The 20177-nt window shown below is 70.2% G+C and carries 21 protein-coding genes; 15 read left to right on the top strand and 6 right to left on the bottom strand.

All coding sequences use genetic code 11. The features are described from left to right. Positions 1 to 8 precede the first annotated feature (8 nt). A complete protein-coding gene (rbfA, locus tag LR394_RS23395; RefSeq protein ID WP_231445678.1) occupies positions 9 to 464 on the top strand; it encodes a 30S ribosome-binding factor RbfA in 456 nt (151 codons plus the stop codon). After that, positions 461 to 1360: a tRNA pseudouridine(55) synthase TruB gene (gene truB / locus LR394_RS23400; protein ID WP_231445680.1), complete on the top strand. Its 900-nt coding sequence runs from the start codon at positions 461 to 463 to the stop codon at positions 1358 to 1360. Before rbfA ends, truB begins: the two co-directional genes overlap by 4 nt. A gap of 125 nt (positions 1361 to 1485) precedes the next feature. Here the strand turns inward: truB and LR394_RS23405 are convergent, their stop codons facing one another. Then, on the bottom strand, positions 1486 to 1659 hold the full coding sequence (locus LR394_RS23405; protein ID WP_231445681.1) for a hypothetical protein: 174 nt from the start codon (positions 1657 to 1659) through the stop codon (positions 1486 to 1488). A 165-nt stretch (positions 1660 to 1824) separates the two neighbouring features. On the opposite strand from LR394_RS23405, the gene LR394_RS23410 reads away from it, so the two are divergent. The 6 genes from LR394_RS23410 (at position 1825) to eutC (ending at position 9606) form a co-directional block, all read left to right on the top strand. Continuing rightward, positions 1825 to 2829: a bifunctional riboflavin kinase/FAD synthetase gene (locus LR394_RS23410; RefSeq protein WP_231445683.1), complete on the top strand. Its 1005-nt coding sequence runs from the start codon at positions 1825 to 1827 to the stop codon at positions 2827 to 2829. A gap of 152 nt (positions 2830 to 2981) precedes the next feature. Beyond that, positions 2982 to 3251, top strand: coding sequence for a 30S ribosomal protein S15 (rpsO, locus tag LR394_RS23415; protein ID WP_231445685.1), 270 nt, complete (start codon positions 2982 to 2984; stop codon positions 3249 to 3251). A gap of 323 nt (positions 3252 to 3574) precedes the next feature. Next, a complete protein-coding gene (locus LR394_RS23420; RefSeq protein ID WP_231445688.1) occupies positions 3575 to 5812 on the top strand; it encodes a polyribonucleotide nucleotidyltransferase in 2238 nt (745 codons plus the stop codon). Position 5813: 1 nt separating this feature from the next. Continuing rightward, a complete protein-coding gene (locus tag LR394_RS23425; protein WP_231445689.1) occupies positions 5814 to 7190 on the top strand; it encodes a M16 family metallopeptidase in 1377 nt (458 codons plus the stop codon). Between the two features lie 167 nt (positions 7191 to 7357). Then, a complete protein-coding gene (locus LR394_RS23430) occupies positions 7358 to 8776 on the top strand; it encodes an ethanolamine ammonia-lyase subunit EutB (RefSeq protein ID WP_231445691.1) in 1419 nt (472 codons plus the stop codon). Continuing rightward, a complete protein-coding gene (gene eutC, locus LR394_RS23435) occupies positions 8773 to 9606 on the top strand; it encodes an ethanolamine ammonia-lyase subunit EutC (RefSeq protein ID WP_231445693.1) in 834 nt (277 codons plus the stop codon). The genes LR394_RS23430 and eutC overlap by 4 nt, the downstream gene beginning before the upstream one ends. On the opposite strand, the gene LR394_RS23440 is transcribed toward eutC, so the two are convergent. Further along, positions 9603 to 10034: a MarR family winged helix-turn-helix transcriptional regulator gene (locus LR394_RS23440; RefSeq protein WP_231445698.1), complete on the bottom strand. Its 432-nt coding sequence runs from the start codon at positions 10032 to 10034 to the stop codon at positions 9603 to 9605. The two genes, eutC and LR394_RS23440, sit on opposite strands and share 4 nt — an antisense overlap. Before the next feature lie 7 nt (positions 10035 to 10041). Further along, a complete protein-coding gene (locus LR394_RS23445) occupies positions 10042 to 10542 on the bottom strand; it encodes a MarR family winged helix-turn-helix transcriptional regulator (RefSeq protein ID WP_407937105.1) in 501 nt (166 codons plus the stop codon). Between the two features lie 44 nt (positions 10543 to 10586). Between LR394_RS23445 and dapB the strand changes: the two genes are divergently transcribed. Then, the gene (gene dapB, locus LR394_RS23450) at positions 10587 to 11321 is read left to right on the top strand and encodes a 4-hydroxy-tetrahydrodipicolinate reductase (protein WP_231445702.1); all 735 of its coding nucleotides are present in this window, start codon (positions 10587 to 10589) and stop codon (positions 11319 to 11321) included. On the opposite strand, the gene LR394_RS23455 is transcribed toward dapB, so the two are convergent. Next, positions 11312 to 12502 (bottom strand): heparan-alpha-glucosaminide N-acetyltransferase domain-containing protein, encoded by a 1191-nt coding sequence (locus tag LR394_RS23455; protein ID WP_231445704.1) that lies wholly within the window; start codon positions 12500 to 12502, stop codon positions 11312 to 11314. The two genes, dapB and LR394_RS23455, sit on opposite strands and share 10 nt — an antisense overlap. After that, positions 12495 to 13040 carry a GNAT family N-acetyltransferase gene (locus tag LR394_RS23460; protein ID WP_231445706.1) on the bottom strand — a complete coding sequence of 182 codons (546 nt, stop codon included), beginning with the start codon at positions 13038 to 13040 and terminating at the stop codon, positions 12495 to 12497. Before LR394_RS23460 ends, LR394_RS23455 begins: the two co-directional genes overlap by 8 nt. A 57-nt stretch (positions 13041 to 13097) precedes the next feature. On the opposite strand from LR394_RS23460, the gene LR394_RS23465 reads away from it, so the two are divergent. The 6 genes from LR394_RS23465 to LR394_RS23490 all read left to right on the top strand — a co-directional run bounded on the left by LR394_RS23465 (position 13098) and on the right by LR394_RS23490 (position 18912). Then, positions 13098 to 13769, top strand: coding sequence for an HAD-IA family hydrolase (locus tag LR394_RS23465; protein WP_231445708.1), 672 nt, complete (start codon positions 13098 to 13100; stop codon positions 13767 to 13769). Continuing rightward, a complete protein-coding gene (locus LR394_RS23470) occupies positions 13766 to 14266 on the top strand; it encodes a dihydrofolate reductase (RefSeq protein ID WP_231445711.1) in 501 nt (166 codons plus the stop codon). The genes LR394_RS23465 and LR394_RS23470 overlap by 4 nt, the downstream gene beginning before the upstream one ends. 165 nt (positions 14267 to 14431) lie before the next feature. Further along, on the top strand, positions 14432 to 15331 hold the full coding sequence (gene dapA, locus LR394_RS23475) for a 4-hydroxy-tetrahydrodipicolinate synthase (protein WP_231445713.1): 900 nt from the start codon (positions 14432 to 14434) through the stop codon (positions 15329 to 15331). 82 nt (positions 15332 to 15413) lie between these two features. Beyond that, positions 15414 to 17060, top strand: a complete 1647-nt coding sequence (locus tag LR394_RS23480) for a ribonuclease J (protein WP_231445855.1) — start codon at positions 15414 to 15416, stop codon at positions 17058 to 17060. Positions 17061 to 17067: 7 nt separating this feature from the next. After that, positions 17068 to 17931, top strand: coding sequence for a carbohydrate kinase family protein (locus tag LR394_RS23485; RefSeq protein ID WP_269329625.1), 864 nt, complete (start codon positions 17068 to 17070; stop codon positions 17929 to 17931). 24 nt (positions 17932 to 17955) lie between these two features. Next, a complete protein-coding gene (locus tag LR394_RS23490) occupies positions 17956 to 18912 on the top strand; it encodes a pseudouridine-5'-phosphate glycosidase (RefSeq protein ID WP_231445722.1) in 957 nt (318 codons plus the stop codon). Here LR394_RS23490 and LR394_RS23495 read toward each other — a convergent pair. Next, positions 18867 to 20135: a GDSL-type esterase/lipase family protein gene (locus LR394_RS23495; protein WP_231445729.1), complete on the bottom strand. Its 1269-nt coding sequence runs from the start codon at positions 20133 to 20135 to the stop codon at positions 18867 to 18869. The two genes, LR394_RS23490 and LR394_RS23495, sit on opposite strands and share 46 nt — an antisense overlap. Between the last annotated feature and the right edge of the window lie 42 nt (positions 20136 to 20177).

Raw genomic sequence — 20177 nt, forward strand, 5'->3', positions numbered from 1 at the left:
AACGAGAGATGACCGACACGGCACGGGCACGCAAGCTGGCGGACCGGGTGCGCGAGGTGGTGGCCGAGGCCCTGGAGAAGCGGATCAAGGACCCGCGGCTGGGCTTCATCACGGTCACCGACGCCCGGGTGACCGGCGACCTGCAGCACGCCACGGTCTTCTACACCGTGTACGGCGACGACGAGGACCGCGCCTCCACCGCCGCCGCGCTGGAGAGCGCCAAGGGTGTCCTGCGCTCCGAGCTGGGCAAGCGGGTCGGGATCCGGCTCACCCCCACGCTGGAGTTCGTGGCCGACGCGCTGCCTGAGAACGCCGCGGCGATGGCCGACCTGATCAAGGTCGCCAACGAGCGGGACGCCGAGGTGGCGGCGCTGGCCAACGGCGCCAAGTACGCCGGTGAGTCCGACCCGTACAAGAAGCCCGCGGTGGCCGAGGACGACGAGGACGAGGACGACGGCGCGTGAAGTCCCGGGAGCCGGGCCCCAGCGGCCTGGTGATCGTGGACAAGCCGGCCGGGATGACCTCGCACGACGTGGTCTCCCGGATCCGGCGGCTGGCCGGTACCCGGCGGGTGGGGCACGCCGGCACGCTCGACCCGATGGCCACCGGTGTGCTGGTGATCGGGGTCGAGCGGGCCACCCGGATGCTGACCTACCTGGTCGGTGCGGACAAGGCCTACTCGGCCACGATGCGCCTGGGCGTCGGCACGATCACCGACGACGCCGAGGGTGAGGTGTCCGCCGCTCCCGGTCAGGCCGAGCTGAGCCTGGCCGAGCTGGACGCGGCCGCGCAGTTCCTGCGCGGCAGCATCCAGCAGGTGCCCAGCTCGGTCAGCGCGATCAAGAAGGACGGCAAGCGGGCCTACGCCCGGGTCCGCGAGGGCGAAGAGGTCAAGCTCGAGCCGCGCCCGGTAACCGTCTCGGCGCTGCGGGTGCTGGCGGCCCGTCCGGTGCAGCACGAGGGCGTTGCGGCGCTCGACGTGGACGTGGACGTGGTCTGCTCGTCCGGCACCTACATCCGGGCCCTGGCCCGCGACCTGGGTGCCGCCCTGGGCAGCGCCGGGCACCTGACCGCGCTGCGGCGCACCCGGGTCGGCCCGTACCGCCTGGAGGGCTCGCACACCCTGCCGGCATTGGAGGAGTCGTTCCGGCTGCTGCCGATCGCCGATGCCGCCCGCACCGCCTTCACCGGCCGCGACCTCACCGAGGACGAGGCCCGCAAGCTGGCCCACGGGCAGCGGCTGGAGGCCAGCGAACTGGGCCCCGGGCCGGTCGCGGCGTTCGCGCCGGACGGCTCACTGGTGGCCCTGATCGCCGATGCCGGGCTCACCGCCCGGCCCCTGGTCGTCCTCACCGGCTGAGGGCCGCGAAGGCTCTTGCCCGGAGGCTGCCAAGGCTCCTGCCCTGAGGCCGTGAAGGCTCCCGCTCTGGCCGCGAGCAGGTGGCTTCCTCACCGGGACCAGCCCGGTGAGGAACCCGCCGAAGGTCAGCTGGAGGTGCCGGCCAGCGTCTTCTCGTCGCTGGTCTGCGTCGCGGCCTGGCTGCACGGCCACACGGTCCCGCACACGGTGCAGAAGCCTCCGCCGCTGCTGTGCATGAAGGTCTCGAGGGCTCGTTGGGCAGGCATCGGGGCCCGGCCGGCGACATGCTGACTGTTCATGGTGAGGTCCTTCGTGGACGTGACGAACTGAACTGACGAACCGATCGCTGCCTTGCATCGCTGCCGCCGCTCGGATTGTTACGTTGCTCTCACGACGACCGAGCGATTTCACCACATCGGAGCACCGAACGTGGAACTGAAGTACCCACCTGGCAGAGTTGTCCCGTGAAGCAGAGCCCAATGCACGTGTGGCGCAGTCTCGGCGAGGTGCCGCCCGGCTTCGGTCCCTCGGCGGTGACGATCGGCAACTTCGACGGGGTGCACCGCGGTCACCTGGCCGTCCTGGGCCGGACCGTGCAGGCGGCGGCCGCGCACGGGCTGCGCTCGGTGGCGATCACCTTCGCCCCGCACCCGCTGGCCGTGCTGCATCCCGAGCGCGCCCCGCAGCCCCTGTCCACGCCGGCCCACCGCCTGGAACTGCTCAGCTACACCGGGATCGACGCGGTGCTGATGCTGGAGTTCACCCACGAGCTGGCGCAGTGGAGCCCGCGACGGTTCGTCCAGGAGGTGATGGTGGACGCGCTGGCGGCCCGGCAGATCGTGGTCGGCTCGGACACCCGCTTCGGCCGGCGCAACGCCGGGGACATCGGCACCCTGCGCGAGTTCGGCACCGAGATGGGCTTCGAGGTGGACGAGGTGGCCGACCTCAAGGGCGCCGACGCCTCCCGCCGCTGGTCCTCCACCCTCGCCCGGGAACTGATCGCCGGCGGCGACGTCCGCGACGCCACCGAGGTGCTGGGCCGCCCGCACCGGGTCACCGGCGTGGTCGTGCACGGTGACCACCGGGGCCGCGAGATGGGCTTCCCCACCGCCAACATGACCACCGACTCGATCGGCGCGGTGCCTTCCGACGGGGTGTACGCGGGCTACCTGGTGCGCCCGGGCGAGCACGGCGAACCGGCCGCGGACCCGGAGCACGACACGGGGGAGCGGCTGCCGGCGGCGATCTCGGTCGGCACCAACCCCACCTTCGACGGCGAGGAGCGCCGGGTCGAGGCGTACGTGCTCGATCGCGACGACCTGGACCTGTACGGCGAGCGGATCGCCGTGGAGTTCGTCGAGCGGCTGCGCCCCACCCTGCGCTTCGAGGGGATGGACGCGCTGATCAAGCAGATGAACGACGACGTGGCCCGCTGCCGGGCCGTGCTCGGCGTCAGCTCCCCGGCCTGACCTGAGCAGTTGCCTCCCGGGCCGGAGGGCCTGATTGGGTTCGGAAGGCTCCGCACTGTTACCGTGGTCGCTGCCGTTAGATCGGCCGCGGAACCAGAGTGCCCGGGTGGATCTGCCCCGGACGCCGCGCAGCGAATTCACGAGGAGATCGAGTGCCGCTCGACGCCGAAACGAAGAAGAAGATCATCGCGGAATACGCGACTGTCGAGGGTGACACCGGTTCTCCCGAGGTCCAGATCGCGATGCTCTCGCAGCGGATCAAGGACCTGACCGAGCACCTCAAGGAGCACAAGCACGACCACCACAGCCGGCGTGGCCTGCTGCTGCTGGTCGGCCAGCGCCGCCGGCTGCTCAAGTATGTCCAGAAGAAGGACATCACCCGCTACCGGGCGCTGATCGAGCGCCTGGGCCTGCGCCGCTAGTACCTCCGAGGCCGTGACCGGATCTTCCGGGCACGGCCTCTTCGGTGTGTCGCCCCGTACGGCCGGCCCGCCGATGCCCGATCATCGGGTCATCGGTGGGCCACAGCACCATCGAGTACCAAAGACGAACTGCACTCAGGAGGGGTCGGCGAGACCCGGTTACCGGTCCTCGGTAGTGGCCTCCGCGCACTGCACCGCCCCTCGGGCGAGTGCCTCGCGTGGGCCTCGATCGAAGACCGGAAAGACAGACCACGGCTCGGCGCACCACTCCTGAACCGGATCGCGGTGGCTGGTTCCACCGCGCACGAACAGGAGAGTGCCCCTTGGAGGGTCCCGAGATCACCGCCGCCGAAGCCGTCATCGACAACGGCTCGTTCGGCAAGCGCACCGTCCGCTTCGAGACCGGCCGGCTGGCCAAGCAGGCCGCCGGCTCGGTCGCCGTGTACCTGGACAACGACACGATGCTGCTGTCGGCCACCTCGGTCGGCAAGCAGCCGAAGGACCAGTTCGACTTCTTCCCGCTGACGATCGACGTCGAGGAGCGGATGTACGCGGCCGGGAAGATCCCCGGCTCGTTCTTCCGGCGTGAGGGCCGGCCCAGCACCGAGGCGATCCTGGCCTGCCGGCTGATCGACCGCCCGCTGCGCCCGACCTTCGTCAAGGGCCTGCGCAACGAGGTCCAGGTGGTCATCACCGTCCTCGCGCTCAACCCGGACGACCCGTACGACGTGGTCTCGATCAACGCCGCGTCGCTGTCCACCCAGCTGTCCGGCCTGCCCTTCTCCGGCCCGATCGGCGGCGTGCGGATCGCCCTGATCGACGGCCAGTGGGTGGCCTTCCCGCGCCACTCCGAGATCGAGCGCGCGGTGTTCGACATGGTCGTGGCCGGCCGCGTGGTCAAGGCCGAGGACGGCTCCGACGACGTCGCCATCATGATGGTCGAGGCCGAGGCCACCGAGGGTTCCTGGACCCTGATCAAGGACCAGGGCGTCAGCGCCCCGACCGAAGAGGTCGTCGCGGCCGGGCTCGAGGCGTCCAAGCCGTTCATCGCCGAGCTGTGCCGGGCCCAGGCCGAGGTGGCCGCCGCCGCGGCCAAGCCGACCGCCGAGTTCCCGCTGTTCCTCGACTACCAGGACGACGTGTACGCCGCGGTCGAGTCCGCCGTCGCCGAGGACGTGGCGCAGGCCCTGACCATCGCCGGCAAGCAGGAGCGCGAGAACCGGCTGGACGAGCTCAAGGACGGCGTGAAGGCCAAGCTGGCCGCCGACTTCGAGGGCCGGGAGAAGGAGATCTCCGCGGCCTTCCGCTCGGTCAACAAGAAGCTGGTGCGCCAGCGCATCCTCAAGGACAAGGTCCGGATCGACGGCCGGGGCCTGGCGGACATCCGTCAGCTCGGCGCCGAGGTCGAGGTCCTGCCCCGGGTGCACGGCTCGGCCCTGTTCGAGCGCGGCGAGACCCAGATCATGGGCGTCACCACGCTGAACATGCTGCGGATGGAGCAGCAGCTGGACACCCTCTCCCCGGTGACCCGCAAGCGCTACATGCACAACTACAACTTCCCGCCGTACAGCACCGGTGAGACCGGCCGGGTGGGCTCGCCCAAGCGCCGCGAGATCGGTCACGGCGCGCTGGCCGAGCGTGCGCTCGTGCCGGTTCTGCCCAGCCGGGAAGAGTTCCCCTACGCGATCCGTCAGGTCTCCGAGGCCCTCGGCTCCAACGGCTCCACCTCGATGGGCTCGGTCTGTGCCTCCACCCTGTCGATGCTGAACGCCGGTGTGCCGCTGCGCGCCCCGGTCGCCGGCATCGCGATGGGCCTGGTCTCGGACACCGTGGACGGCAAGACCGAGTACGCGGCGCTGACCGACATCCTGGGTGCCGAGGACGCTTTCGGTGACATGGACTTCAAGGTCGCCGGTACCTCGGAGTTCGTCACCGCGATCCAGCTGGACACCAAGCTCGACGGCATCCCGGCCTCGGTCCTGGCCGCCGCGCTGACCCAGGCCCGTGAGGCCCGGCTGCACATCCTCGACGTGATGAGCGAGGCGATCGACCGCCCGGACGAGATGTCCCCGCTGGCCCCGCGCGTGATCAGCGTGAAGGTCCCGGTCGACAAGATCGGCGAGGTCATCGGCCCCAAGGGCAAGATGATCAACCAGATCCAGGACGACACCGGCGCCGACATCTCGATCGAGGACGACGGCACGGTGTACATCGGTGCGGTCGACGGCCCCTCGGCCGAGGCCGCCCGGACGGCGATCAACGCGATCGCCAACCCGACCATGCCGGAGGTCGGGGAGCGCTACCTGGGTACCGTCGTGAAGACGACGACCTTCGGTGCGTTCGTCTCGCTGGTGCCGGGCAAGGACGGTCTGCTGCACATCTCGCAGATCCGCCGGATGGTCGGCGGCAAGCGGGTGGAGAACGTCGAGGACGTGCTCAGCATCGGCCAGAAGGTCCAGGTCGAGATCGCCGAGATCGACCCGCGGGGCAAGCTCTCGCTGGCGCCGGTCCTGGAGGAAGAGACCGAGGGCAAGGGCGACGCGGCCGACGCGACCGCCTGACATGACGGCGATCCCTCTGCCGCTGGTCGCAGCGGGAACCACCGGCTCGACCCAGACCATCGCCGGGCAGGAGGGCGGGGCACTCGTGCGCCGCACCGTCCTGCCCGGCGGGGTCCGGGTGCTGTCCGAGGCGATGCCCGGGCTGCGCTCGGCCACCATCGGGTTCTGGGTCGGCGTGGGTTCGCGCGACGAGACCACCGGTCACCACGGTTCCACCCACTTCCTCGAGCACCTGCTGTTCAAGGGCACCACCCGGCGCAGCGCGATGGACATCGCCACCGCGTTCGACGAGGTGGGCGGTGAGTCCAACGCCGTCACCGGCAAGGAACACACCTGCTACTACGCCCGGGTGCTCGACGAGGACCTGCCGATGGCCGTCGACGTGCTCTGCGACATGGTCACCGGCGCCCGTCTGGACGCCGGGGACGTGGAGAACGAGCGCGGGGTCATCCTCGAAGAGCTCGCGATGAACGACGACGACCCCGCGGACGTCGTGCACGAGCGCTTCGCCGAACTGGTGCTCGGGCAGCACCCGCTGGGCCGGCCGATCGGCGGTACCCCGGAGACCATCCGGGCCGTCGTGCGGGACAACATCGCCGAGCACTACGCTGAGCACTACAAGGCACCGGGCCTGGTGGTCACGGTGGCCGGGGGAGTGGACCACGACAAGGTCTGCGAACTGGTCTCCGCGAGCCTGGCGCGTTCCGGGTGGCACCTCGACTCCGACCGCACCCCGCACGCCCGGCGTGGAATCACCCACCCGGAGCGGGAAAAGGCCATCGTCACGGCGGACGGCCTGCCGCACCGCTCGATCGTGGTCAACCGGCCCACCGAGCAGGCGAACGTGGTCATCGGCACCACCTCCCTGGTGGCCACCGACCCGCGGCGCTACGCGATGTCGGTGCTCAACGCCGTGCTCGGCGGGGGGATGAGCAGCCGCCTGTTCCAGGAGATCCGTGAACAGCGGGGCCTGGCCTACGCGGTCTACTCGTTCGCCTCGGGCTATTCCGACTCCGGCTACTTCGGTCTCTACGCGGGATGCACGCCGTCCCGGGTGGACGAGGTGGTCGCCCTGATGGTCGCCGAGCTGCGCCGTCTGGCGGCCGACGGGCTGCCGGAGGACGAGCTCGTCCGGGCGCACGGCCAGCTGGCCGGGGGCCTGGTGCTGGGCCTGGAGGACACCGGTTCGCGGATGTCGCGTCTGGGTAAGGCGGAGCTGGTGCACGGCGAGTACCTCGGGCTCGATCGGGCGCTGGAGCGCATCCGCTCGGTCACCACCCAGGACGTCCAGTCGCTGGCCGACGACCTGGCCTCCCGTCCGCTGACTCTGGCAGTGGTGGGGCCGTTCGATCCGGAGCGCACCTTCCGGATCTCCTGAGTCCGCTCAGAACAAAGGACGCTGTCCCCGGGTACCCGGGGACAGCGTCCTTTGTTGGTTCGGAAGCCCGAAACAGACCGACCCACAACCGCAACGGCCCGTTCGTTGACCCTCGCCCAGGGCGGTGCTGGACTTGGCGTTTCGGATCAGCTGCGGAGGGGCGCGCCATGACTAGGTACGGGCAAACCGTCCGGGGTGTCACGTACCAGTTCGACGGCCTGGTCGATCTGATGGCCAAGGCCACTCCGGCCCGTTCCGGGGACGAACTCGCGGGGTGCGCGGCCACCAGTGACGCCGAGCGGGTGGCCGCCCAACTCACGCTGGCCGACGTCCCTCTGCAGCAGTTCTTGGACGAGCCGTTGGTGCCGTACGAGACCGACGAGGTCACCCGTCTCATCTTTGACTCCCACGACCGCGCGGCGTTCCAGCCCGTGGCTTCACTGACCGTAGGCGCCTTTCGCGACTGGCTGCTCGACCTGGTTCCCCGTGCCGACTCAGGCGCAGTACTCACCGCGCTGGCTCCCGGCCTTACCCCGGAGATGGTGGCGGCGGTCAGCAAACTGATGCGCAACCAGGATCTGATCGCCGTAGCCCGGGCCACCCGGGTCACCTCGGCCTTCCGCTCCACGATCGGGCTTCCGGGTCGGCTGGCCACCCGCCTGCAGCCGAATCATCCGACGGACGATCGCCGTGGCATTGCGGCGGCCACGCTGGATGGTCTGCTGCTGGGTTGCGGAGACGCCGTGATCGGCGTGAACCCGGCCGGCGACTCACCGCAGACCTGCGCCGACCTGCTGCACCTGATCGACGAGATCCGCTCCACCTACGAGATCCCCACCCAGTCGTGCGTCCTTACCCACGTCTCCACCACGATCGGGCTGATCGAGGCGGGCGTTCCGGTCGACCTGGTGTTCCAGTCGGTGGCGGGGACGCAGGCGGCCAACCAGGGGTTCGGCGTGACGCTGTCGATGCTGCGCGAGGGGTACGAGGCCGGGCTGTCGCTGGGGCGCGGAACCGTCGGGCAGAACGTGATGTACATGGAGACCGGCCAGGGGTCGGCGCTTTCGGCCGACGCGCACCGGGGAGTGGGCGGGCGGCCGGTGGACCAGCAGACGCTGGAGGCACGGGCCTACGCGGTCTGCCGGGAGTTCAAGCCCCTGCTGGTGAACACAGTGGTGGGGTTCATCGGCCCGGAGTACCTGTACGACGGCAAGCAAATCGTGCGGGCCGGGCTGGAGGACCACTTCTGCGGGAAGCTGCTGGGTCTGCCGATGGGTGTGGACGTTTGCTACACCAACCACGCCGAGGCCGATCAGGACGACATGGACAACCTGCTCACCCTCCTGGGGGTGGCCGGGTGCTCCTTCGTCATTGCGGTTCCCGGCGCCGACGACGTGATGCTGGGGTACCAGAGCACCTCCTTCCACGACGCCTTGTTCGTTCGGCAGGCGCTGGGTCTGCGGCCGGCGCCCGAGTTCGAGGCCTGGCTGGAGGGACTGGGAATGATGGACGGGGGAGGGCGCGTGCTTCCGGTCGAGCCCTCCGCTTCCGCGCTGCGTTCGCTGACGGGGGTGGCTTCGCGGTGACGGACTTCTGGACAGACCTACGGGCGACTACCCAGGCTCGGATCGGGCTCGGCCGGGTGGGAGACGGAATGCCCACGCGGCGGGTGCTGGAGTTCCGGCTGGCGCATGCCGTTGCCCGGGACGCGGTGCATGACCCGCTGGATGTGGATGCTCTGGTGGCGGATCTGGACCGACGGGGTATCAGTGCCGGCCCGGACAGGGGCAAGGCGCCCGCCTCCGGCAGCACTTCGGCGACCGACGAATCCAGTAACGGTCGTAGCCTCGGCTCCGCGATTGTGGTGACCAGCCAAGCTGCCTCCCGCGCTGAGTATCTGCGCCGCCCCGATCTCGGCCGCCTCCCCGCCGATCTCTCCGCAGTCGCACCTTCTTCTCCCGCCGACGTCGGGTTCGTCCTAGCGGACGGTCTGTCTGCCCGGGCGCTGCAAACTCACGGTCCGGCCCTGCTGGCCGCACTTATCCAGGCTCTACCCACCACGATGACGCTGGCCCCGCCGGTGATCGCTACCCAGGCCCGGGTCGGGCTGGGGGACCACATCGGCGAGGCACTCGGCGTGCAGACCGTGCTCGTTCTGATCGGCGAGCGCCCCGGCCTTTCGGTGGCGGACAGCCTGGGCATCTATCTGACCCACCGTCCCCGCCCCGGCCGAGCGGACTCCGACCGCAACTGCGTGTCGAACATCCATGCCCCGGGCGGACTTCCGTACGAGGTGGCGGCCCGGGTGGTCAGCGGACTGATCGCCGGAGCACGTCAGCTCGGCCGTTCCGGCGTGGACCTGAAAGACACCAGCCGGGAGGTCGAACTCGCTACCCCCGACACCGCGCTCTCCTAAGGGGCTGCCAGCGCAGCGTCGGCCCGTTCGGTGACCTTGGCGAGGAGCGCGACGACGGTTGCCCGTTCCGCCTCCGTGAAGCCCTCGAACAGGTAGCTGGTGATCGGTTTTACCTCCGCGGTGACCTGGCTCCACAGTTCCTGACCGCGTTCGGACAGGGCGAGCCGGCCGTCCTCCCGGCTGACCAAGAGCTTCTCTGCGAGCAGGTCGGCGACACGGCGGCGGGTCTGCTGCGGGCTGAGCCTCAATCCCTCGGTGACGAAGGCGATCAGCTCGCCCTCCGGGACGGGTTCGCCCTTGGTGCCGATGGCGTTCAGCGGGATCCAGTGCTCGAAGCTGAGTCCGGTCGGCTCGAGCCGGCGTTCCAGCAGAGCGCGGACGGCGTAGTGGGCGCGGCCGATGTCGGCGCCGTTCAGGACTGTGCTCATGGCGTACTCACTTCCCGGTCGGGTGCGGGGGTTCGAGCGGTGCTTGGAGCAGGGTGTTCAGGTCGTGCTGGAACTGCTGGGCCCGGGCGCTGCCGGCCCCACCGAGCGGTTCGAGCAGTTGCGCGATCAGGTGTTTCACCACCTGGACGGCCTGCTCGGTCACCCGGGTGCCCTCGGCGGTGAGGCGCAGTTGCCGGGCCCTGCTGTCGGCCGGATCGCTTTCGCGAGTGATCAGGCCGGCGTTCTCCAGGCTGCGCACCAGCTTGGAGATGTAGAGCGCCTCCAGGCCGGTGTGGTCGGCGAGCTGGCGCTGGCTCGGGTTGGTCTGGTCGGCCTGGAGCGCGGCGATCGAGGCCAGAGCCGAGTACTGGGCATGGGTCAGGCCGAGCGGGGCCAGGGCCCGGTCGACCGCCACCCGCCATTTCGTGGACAGCCGCCAGACCAGGTAGCCGTGCGGATGAACGGGTTCTGCGGGCACGAATTCACTGTACATGACAACAGTAGCCATGGCTACTAAACCTCTCGAATGGAGAGGCTGGTAGCTTCGCGTGCGTGATCTCGGTAGCAGTGATCGGCGCGGCCGGTCGGATGGGCAAGACCACCTGCGACGCGGTGGAGGCCGCCGCCGATCTGACGCTCAGCGCGCGGATCGGCTCCGGCGACGACCTGCTCGCCGGCCTCAAGGGTGCTCAGGTCGCGGTCGTGATGACCGGGCCCGAGGGGGTCGACGACATCGTGGCGACCTGCGTGGAGCAGGGCGTGCACGCCGTGGTCGGCACCACCGGCTGGACCGAGGCCGGCCTGGCCAAGGTGCAGGCTGCGCTGGCCTCGAAGCCGGAGGTGGGGGTGCTCCTGGCACCCAACTTCGCGCTCGGCGCCGTGCTGCTGATGCGCTTCGCCGCCGAGGCCGCCAAGCACTTCGAATCGGTCGAGGTGGTGGAGTTGCACCACCCGAACAAGGCCGATGCCCCCTCCGGCACCGCCCGCCACACCGCCCAGCAGATCGCCGCCGCCCGCCGCGAGGCCGGGGTAGCGCCTTCGCCCGACGCCACCACCGCCGCGCTCGACGGCGCTCGCGGCGCGGACGTCGACGGAGTGCGGGTGCACTCGGTGCGGCTGCGTGGCCTGGTGGCACACGAAGAGGTTCTGCTCGGCGGGCCGGGGGAACAGCTGACCATCCGGCACGACAGCTTCGACCGAATCTCGTTCATGCCGGGTGTGCTGCTGGCGGTGCGCCAGATCGCCGGGCGCCCCGGCCTGGTGCAGGGGCTCGAGCACTACCTCTGATCGCGGGTGGCTGCCCCGGCCGTGATGGCGATCGCGTCCTCAACCGGTCCGCGACGGTCCGGGGCACCCCACAACAGAGCGATCACCACGGCCCCGACGATGTTCAGCACCAGGAACGGCCAGACCGGCACCAGCGGATCGCCGAAGCCGCTGCTGTTCAGGCCGACCGCCACCACGTGCAGGCAGTACAGGGTCAGCGTCATCGAGCCCGCCGCGGCCAGCATGCGCAACGGCACCCGGCCCACCCGCTGGATCGGCCGCACGGCCAGCAGCGTCAGCCCGAGCACCAGCATTGAGGTGCCGATGGTGTGCACCAGGTCGGTGATCGAGCCGCTGTGGGCGATGCGGACCAGCAGCCACCAGGGGTCGTTCACCGGTGAGGTGCCGTAGAAGCCGTCGTTAGGGGTCCGGCCGTTGACCGAGTAGCGGGTCAGCAGGTCGTTGTCGATCAGGGCGCCGAAGCCACCGGCGGCCCGGACCGCGATCGTGGAGACCGCCCAGGCCCCGGCCGCGAGCGCGGCCCCGATCCCGGCGACCAGCGCGGCCACCCGCTGGTCGCGTAGCGCCAGGCGCCCCACCGCCAGCCCGGCGAACAGATAGGCCGTCCAGGTCAGCACGGGGTAGTAGCCGGTGAGCAGCAGATGCCTGACCACGTGGGCGAATTCGCCCAGCGACGACCACTCCAGGTTGTCTCCCGCCGATTCTTCGAGGCCCTGGTCACCCCGCAGCCAGTAGCTGACTACGGGCGTGGCGAGCGCTGCGGCCACCGCCGCGGCGGTCAAGGACCTCGCCCGCCACTGCAGTACCGGAATCGCAACCAGGAAGAGCAGACCGTAGTACGCCAGGATGATCGCGACCGGTGTCTCGATCATGCCCAGCGTCAGCCCCAGCGCGACCAGCGCCACGGAACGCACCAGCGTGGTCCGGCGCGTACGCGAGACCTTTTCCGGGGTAGGCCGATCACCCCCGGAGGCCAGCGCCAGACCTGCCCCGGCCAACACCGCGAACAGCGCTGCGGCCCGGCCACCCGCCGCCTCGTGGATCGCCCCCATCGCGCCCTCGTCCGACCCCGGGCCGGTCAGGATGTGCGTGGCCATCATCCCGAAGAGCGCGAAGGACCGGGCCACGTCGATCCCGGTGAGCCGCGTGCCTTTCCCGGCCGCGGTACTCGTGTCAACCACCCGCCGGAGCTCCGATCTCCGCGCCGAACCGGGCCTCCACCACCGTCTTCCCGCCCGCCCCGACGAAAGACCGCCGCGCGCCGTCCGCCACCATTCCCGCCGAGGTGAAGAACGCCACCCGCGGCAGGTCCGACTCGGGCACCCACACCGTCAGTTCACCGAGCTCGTGCTGCCGCAGGTGATCGACCACCGCCGAGAGCAGCCGCGAGCCATGCCCGGCGCGCTGGTGCGTGGGGTCGACCGCCAGTACCCCCAGCGCCCCGGTCGCGCCGTCCGCGTCCTTGTCGTCGCTCGGCGCCACGGAGGCGAAGCCGACCACCAGTTCGTCCGTGACCGCCACGAACACGCCATGTTTCGTGCTCGGTGGCCGCAGCACGGCCTCGCGCCAGACCGGGGTCAGCTCGTCGGGGGTGAGAACCGCCAGTGCCTCGGCCGGGAGCAGATCCGCGTAAGCAGTGCTCCAGGCCCGGGCCTGGATCGAGCCGATCACCGCGGGATCGCTGGCGCGGGCGGGCCGGACCAGGACGTTCGATGCCATGTCCGCATCATTCCACCCGCCGCCGAAAGCGCACCGATGCTCGTTACGCTGGCCGGTGTGGCCGACAACGATCTGCTGGGCTCCCTCGCCGGGCGCACCTTCGCCGCCGTCCTCTTCGACATGGACGGCACCCTGATCGACTCCACCCCCGCGGTGGAACGCTCCTGGCTGCGCTGGGCCGCCGAATTCAACGTGGAGATGACCTCTTTCGGCACCTGGCACGGTATCCCGGCGGCGCAGATCGTCCCCAAGTTCCTGCCCGAGGAGCAGTGGGAGGCCGGAGCCCGCCGGATCGAGCAGATCGAGACCGAGGACACCGAGGGCATCGTCGTGCTCCCCGGCGCCGCCGAAGCGCTCGCCGCCCTCCGGCCCAGCGGCCGCTCGGCCATCGCCACCTCGTGTGTGTCGGCCCTGGCCAAGGCCCGCATCGCCGCCACCGGCCTGGTGCCCCCGCAGGTCCTGGTCACCGCCGACATGGTGCCGGTGGGCAAGCCCGACCCGGCCCCCTACCTCCTGGCCGCGCAGCAGCTCGGCGTCGACCCGGCCGACTGCCTGGTGGTCGAGGACGCACCCGCCGGCCTGACCTCGGGGCGCCAGGCCGGCGCGGCCTGCCTGGCCCTGACCACCACTCACACCGCGGATCAGCTCGAGGCCGAGGCGATCGTCCCTGATCTGTCGGCCGTGCAGTTCGTGGTCACCGAGGCCGGAGTGCAGGTGCAGGCCCGATGAGCATCGCGCTGATCTGGGCCCAGGCCCACGACCGGGTGATCGGCCACGAAGGTGACATCCCCTGGCACGTGCCCGAGGACCAGGCGAACTTCCGCCGGCTGACCAAGGGCAGCGCCGTGATCATGGGCCGGGCCACCTGGGACTCCCTGCCCGAGCGCTTCCGGCCGCTGCCCGAGCGGACCAACGTGGTGCTGACCCGAAACCCGCACTGGTCGGCCGAAGGGGCCACCGTGGTGCACGACGTCCAGCAGGCCCTCCCCGCGGGGCAGGACGCCTGGGTGATCGGCGGGGGAGCGATCTACGAGCAGTTCCTCCCGCTCGCCGACCGCCTGGTGGTCACCGAGGTCGATCTGGCCGTGCCGGGGGACACCCGGGCCCCCGAAATCACCCCGGAATGGGCCGAGGAGCCTGGTCAGAGCCGCGAATGGCTCGAGTCGCGAACTGGCACCCGCTACCGGATCCTGAACTACGTGCGCCACACCAGCCCCTTAGTGTGACCTGCGTCACTTCCGTGGCCTTTTCGTAACATCGCCTGGTGCCAGGCCGATCTCTCCTGCGAGCGCTGACCCTGGTCGAACCCCCGAGCGAGCAGGGTCAGCCCTCACTGAGCGGCAAAAGCGGCCCGGGCCCCGGGCCGGGTCTGCGCCCGGTACCTTTGCGCCATGTCCGTGGAACCTGTCACTCGTTCCTTCGGTTCGGTCGGCGTCGCCATGGTCACGCCGTTCACCGTCGCCGGGGAGCTCGATCTCGATGCCGCCCAGAAGCTGGCCGTGCACCTGATCGAGGCGGGCTGCGACGCCCTGGTCGTCTCCGGCACCACCGGCGAGTCGCCCACCACGTCCGACGCGGAGAAGGAAAAGCTGCTGCGCGCCGTGATCGAGGCCACGGACGGCCGGGCCGTGATCATCGCGGGGATCGGCACCAACGACACCGCGCACACCCTCGAGCTGTCCCGCCAGGCCGCCAAGGCCGGGGCGAACGGCCTGCTCGCGGTCACCCCGTACTACTCCAAGCCCGCGCAGGCGGGCCTGGTCGCGCACTTCACCGCGGTCGCCGACGCCACCGGCCTGCCGGTCATGCTCTACGACATCCCGGGCCGTTCCGGTATCCCGATCCAGGCCGAGACCCTGCTGCGGCTGGCCGAGCACCCGCGGATCACCGCGGTGAAGGACGCCAAGGACGACCTGTACGCCGGGGCCTGGCTGCTGGAACAGACCGATCTGGAGATCTACTCCGGCTCCGATCAGCTGAACCTGCCCTGGCTCAGCGTCGGCGCCTCCGGCATGATCAGTGTGGTCGGCCATGTCGCGGCCGGGTCCTACCGGCGGATGGTTGCGGCCGTCGACGCCGGTGACCTGGTCACCGCGCGGCGGATCAACTCCGAGGTGCTGCCCGCGGTCCGCGGCGTCATGACCCGCGCCCAGGGCGCGGTCATGGCGAAGGCCGCTCTGGAACTCATGGGAGTACTGCCCACAAGAACAGTACGACTGCCGCAGACGGCGGCAACGAACGAGGAGGTAGCGCTGCTGCGCAGCGACCTCGAGGAGGCACAGCTTCTTTGAACCTGGTAATCGCAACCGGCGGACACCGTGAGGTGACCGCGTGACCAAGACCCTGAACGAGCTCGGCAAGCCCAAGGCCCCGATGAACGGCGCGCTGCGCGTGGTCGCCCTCGGCGGCCTGGGCGAGGTCGGCCGCAACATGGCCGTCCTCGAGCACAAGGGCAAGCTCCTGATCATCGACTGCGGGGTGCTCTTCCCGGAGGACCACCAGCCCGGCGTCGACCTGATCCTGCCCGACTTCGGCTACATCGCCGACCGGCTCGACGACGTGGTCGCGGTGGTGCTCACGCACGGCCACGAGGACCACATCGGCGCCGTTCCCTACCTGCTCCGGCTCAAGGAGGACCTGCCGCTGGTGGGTTCCCAGCTCACCCTCGCGCTGATCGAGGCGAAGCTGAAGGAGCACCGGATCACCCCGATCACGCTGGCCGTGAAGGAGGGGCAGAAGGAGCAGTTCGGCCCGTTCGACTGCGAGTTCGTCGCGGTCAACCACTCCATCCCGGACGCCCTTGCGGTGGCCGTCACCACCAGCGCGGGCACCGTGCTGCACACCGGTGACTTCAAGATGGACCAGCTGCCGCTGGACGGCCGGATCACCGACCTGCGGGCCTTTGCCCGGCTCGGCGAGGCCGGCGTGGACCTGTTCATGCCGGACTCCACCAACGCCGAGGTGCCCGGCTTCACCACCTCCGAGCGGGAGATCACCCCGGTCCTGAACTCGGTGTTCGCCTCGGCCGAGCGCCGGATCATCGTGGCCTCGTTCGCCTCGCACGTGCACCGGGTGCAGCAGGTGCTGGACGCCGCGCACGCGCACAACCGCCGGGTGGCCCTGGTCGGCCGCTCGATGGTGCGCAACATGGGGATCGCCCGCGACCTGGGCTACCTGACCGTGCCGCCGGGTGTGCTGATCGACATCAAGGCCGTGGGCGACCTGCCCGACGAGCGGGTGGTGCTGATGTGCACCGGCTCGCAGGGTGAGCCGATGGCCGCGCTGTCCCGGATGGCCAACCGCGACCACCGGGTCGAGGTCGGCGAGGGCGACACCGTGGTGCTCGCCTCCTCGCTCATCCCGGGCAACGAGAACTCGGTGTTCCGGGTGATCAACGGCCTGACCCGGCTCGGCGCCAAGGTGGTGCACCAGGGCAACGCCCGGGTGCACGTCTCCGGCCACGCCAGCGCCGGCGAGCTGCTGTACTGCTACAACGTGATCAAGCCGAAGAACGTCATGCCGGTGCACGGCGAGATGCGGCACCTGGTGGCCAACGGCGAGCTCGCGGTCAAGACCGGGGTGCCGCGCAAGAACGTGCTGGTCGCCGAGGACGGCGTGGTCGTCGACCTGATCGACGGCAAGGCCTCGATCGTCGGCAAGATCGACTGCGGCTACGTCTACGTGGACGGTTCCACCGTCGGCGAGATCACCGAGGCCGACCTGAAGGACCGCCGGATCCTCGGTGAGGAGGGCTTCATCTCGATCATCGTGGTGGTGGACCCCTCCAGCGGCAAGGTGGTGGCCGGCCCGGAGATCCACGCCCGTGGGTTCGCCGAGGACGAGGCGGTGTTCGACAAGGTCCGCCCGCGGATCGTCGACGCGCTGCGGGACGCGGCCAGCAACGGCACCAACACCGACACCCACCAGTTGTCGCAGATCGTGCGCCGGGTGGTCGGCCGTTGGGTGAACGAGTCCTACCGGCGGCGGCCGATGATCATCCCGTTGGTCATCGAGGCCTGACCCTCTGATGTTGTGCGCCGGCGGCGCGGTGGTGGACCTCAAGGTCCGCTTCACCGCGCCGCCGGTTTTTGGGACGTCCAACCCGGGGACGGGGGTCAGCTCGCTTGGTGGGGTGGCCAGGAACGTCGCGGAGAATCTGGCCGTGCTCGGGATCCCGGTCGAGTTGCTTTCGTCAATTGGGGACGATGGTGCTGGGCAGGGTCTGCTGGCCGGACTTCGGGCGCGGGGCATCGGAACCGCACACGTCGCGGTACTGCCGGGGGAGACGACTGCGCAGTACGTGGCGCTGCTTGGTGCGGACGGCGAACTGGTCATGGGCGCCGCGGTCATGGCGGTGCTGGACCGGATCACCGTGGAGCAACTGCGAGCGGCCTGGCCTTCCGACGAGTCCGAGTGGGTGTTCTGCGACGGCAATCTTCCGGCTCCAGTACTGCAAGAAGCACTAGGTAAGCCGAACCCGGTCGCGTTCGACGCCGTCTCTACCCACAAGGTTCTGCGGCTGCCCCGAGACCTGTCCGGGTTGGCGTTGCTGAGTTGCAACCGGCAGGAGGCCCGCGCGTGGGCTGCGCATCACGGCGTACCCCGGCCATCCGACGACCGCGCCATGGCTTCGGTGTTGCTGGAGGCCGGAGCTGACGCGGTTCTGCTGACCAGGGGAGTGCAGGGGCTGGTCGTGGCCGGCCCTGGCGTGCTGGCTGAACTGCCGGCCGTGCCTGCTCAGCCCATCGATGTGACTGGCGCGGGAGATGCGCTGATCGGCGGGACCCTGGCCGGACTGGTCCGGGGAGCCGACCTGATCGAGGCCGCCCAGGCCGGGGCCGAACGGGCCGCCCGTACGGTAGAGAGCGAGCTCAGCGTCTTACCTTTGTGAACCGGCAAACGTAGGATCCAGCCTGTGGCAGAGCACTCACTTCTCGATCTCGGCCCCGAAGTCAGCGCTGCCCTGGCCGAGCACCGGCCGGTCGTCGCGCTCGAATCCACGATCATCACCCACGGCATGCCCTACCCCCGCAACCTCGACACCGCCCGCCAGGTGGAACAAGTCGTCCACGAGCACGGCGCCGTCCCCGCCACCATCGCGCTGATCGGCGGCCGGCTGAAGGTTGGCCTGGTCCAGCAAGACCTTGAAGAACTGGCTGAGCCGGGGCAGGCAGCCAAAGCCTCACGCCGCGATCTGGCCGCTCTGGTCGCCCGAAAAGCCACGGCAGGCACCACCGTCGCCGCCACCATGTACATCGCGGCGCTCGCGGGCATCCCGGTCTTCGCCACCGGCGGGATCGGCGGGGTACATCGCGGTGCCGAGGAGTCCTTCGACATCAGCGCTGACCTGATCGAGCTGGGGAGCACCCCGGTCACGGTGGTCTGCGCCGGCGCCAAGTCGATCCTTGACCTGCCGAAAACGCTGGAAGTGCTGGAGACTTATGGCGTTCCGGTGATCGGGGTGGGCACCAGCGAGTTCCCGGCGTTCTTCTCGCGGACCAGTGGCCTGCCGGTCGCGCATCGCGTGGACTCGGCGCACGAGCTGGCCGAACTGGTGGCCGCGCAGCGTTTGCTCGGACTGCCGGGCGGAGTGCTCGTGGCCAACCCGATCCCCGAGGCGGACGCTCTGGCTTCGGAACAGATCGACGGCATCATTGAGCAGGCCCTGTCCGACGCCTCCCGCCAGAGCATCCGGGGCAAGGACGTGACGCCTTTCCTGCTGGCCCGGGTCAACGAACTCACCGGCGGCCGCAGCCTGACCGCGAACGTGGCGCTCATCCAGAACAACGCAGCGCTCGCCGCCGACCTTGCGGTGGCGTTGTGCGCTCAGGAGCAGCCGAGGTCGGCCGCCTCGGACAGCGCCCGGCTGTAGGCGGAGATCCCGGCGGGGGAGAGGTGGATCGTGTCGGCGCCGAACCAGGTCTGCGCGGTGCCGAAGGCGTGCTGGTCTCCCTGCGAGCCCCAGTCGTACAGGGCGAGGCGCGGCTCGGCGTCGGCCTTCTGCCGCATCAGGGCATTGATCCGGGCAGCGGCCAACTCGAACCGATCACCGCGCGGGGTACCAGCATTGCCCTTACCCCGGGCAGCCATCGTTAGCAACACAGTGCAGTGCCCCTGCTGAGCCAGCTCGTCGAGGGTCTTCTCCAAACCGGCCAGGGTCCAGCTCAGCCTTCCCTGATACTGGACGTCGTCCGGGGCGAGACTGGACCAGTTGGCGTCGTTGGTACCCAGCGCCACCACCACGGTCCCGGCCTCACGGAGTCCCCGTAGCTCGTCGGCCATGGTGCCGTTGGCCAGTTCCAGTGCGTCCAGCTGTTCTTGCGCCGCGATCCACCGGCGGCCCCCCTGCCCGTCGATCTGCACGCGGTAACCGCGGTCGCGCAGAGCCGCCAGGAGGGGGCCGTTGGCCGGCGCGCCAGGTACTGCGGTGGGGGTGATGGAAGACGTCGGTTCGGACGTGGTCGCGCCCGGTACCGGGGAGACGGTCGGGCCGGGGGAGCTGTTCTTCGCCCCGGCCCCGGGCACGAGCTGCGCGATCAGGCTGTCCCCGATCACCGCGACTGACCCCTTGCCGCCCGCGCCCGGTCCGAAGGGGGCGGTGTACACCGTGCAAGCGCCGTCGGGGGTGACGAACCGCGGCGACAGGGAAGTCGAAACCGCTACCTGCGACAGCCCGGACAGCGTGGCCGTCACCGAGTGGTCCCAGGCGAAGTCAGCCCCGACGAGCTCGGCCGGGGCCTGGTTCCAGCGCATCTGCCAGCGATCGCCGGCCCGGTCCTGCCACTCGCCGCCGGGCAGCTTGCGCATCTGCAACTCGGTCGGCAGCACCCCCATCTGCGAGCTGACCTGCCACCCGACCCGCCACTGCTGACCGGTGGACGGATCGAGGCAGGTCGAGGCGCCGGCCTGATCGGCCTGGGCCGGCCAGGCCGGGAGCGCCTCTGGTCGCAGCTGCCGTACCCCGACCACCGTGCCGATCGCGGCCAGCACGACCAGGACCACCAGGAGCAGGGCGGTCCGGGCGAAGCGGTGATGCTGCGGGGCGCGGCCGCCCTCCGTCTCCGGCGTCGCGATCCACTGCTCCTGAGCTGGCACGGCGAAAACTCTAGGGGCGGGCCCGCAACCCCCGGACCATGC

The sequence above is a fragment of the Kineosporia babensis genome (assembly GCF_021129305.1).
Taxonomy (GTDB): domain Bacteria; phylum Actinomycetota; class Actinomycetes; order Actinomycetales; family Kineosporiaceae; genus Kineosporia; species Kineosporia babensis.

Excerpts from the sequence above, each read along its gene's own strand:
- rbfA (WP_231445678.1), top strand. The coding sequence starts at position 9 with ATGACCGACACGGCACGGGCACGCAAGCTGGCGGACCGGGTGCGCGAG.
- LR394_RS23405 (WP_231445681.1), bottom strand. The coding sequence starts at position 1,659 with ATGAACAGTCAGCATGTCGCCGGCCGGGCCCCGATGCCTGCCCAACGA.
- LR394_RS23425 (WP_231445689.1), top strand. The coding sequence starts at position 5,814 with ATGACGGCGATCCCTCTGCCGCTGGTCGCAGCGGGAACCACCGGCTCG.
- LR394_RS23430 (WP_231445691.1), top strand. The coding sequence starts at position 7,358 with ATGACTAGGTACGGGCAAACCGTCCGGGGTGTCACGTACCAGTTCGAC.
- LR394_RS23440 (WP_231445698.1), bottom strand. The coding sequence starts at position 10,034 with ATGAGCACAGTCCTGAACGGCGCCGACATCGGCCGCGCCCACTACGCC.
- LR394_RS23445 (WP_407937105.1), bottom strand. The coding sequence starts at position 10,542 with ATGGCTACTGTTGTCATGTACAGTGAATTCGTGCCCGCAGAACCCGTT.
- LR394_RS23460 (WP_231445706.1), bottom strand. The coding sequence starts at position 13,040 with ATGGCATCGAACGTCCTGGTCCGGCCCGCCCGCGCCAGCGATCCCGCG.
- LR394_RS23470 (WP_231445711.1), top strand. The coding sequence starts at position 13,766 with ATGAGCATCGCGCTGATCTGGGCCCAGGCCCACGACCGGGTGATCGGC.
- dapA (WP_231445713.1), top strand. The coding sequence starts at position 14,432 with ATGTCCGTGGAACCTGTCACTCGTTCCTTCGGTTCGGTCGGCGTCGCC.
- LR394_RS23480 (WP_231445855.1), top strand. The coding sequence starts at position 15,414 with ATGAACGGCGCGCTGCGCGTGGTCGCCCTCGGCGGCCTGGGCGAGGTC.
- LR394_RS23485 (WP_269329625.1), top strand. The coding sequence starts at position 17,068 with ATGTTGTGCGCCGGCGGCGCGGTGGTGGACCTCAAGGTCCGCTTCACC.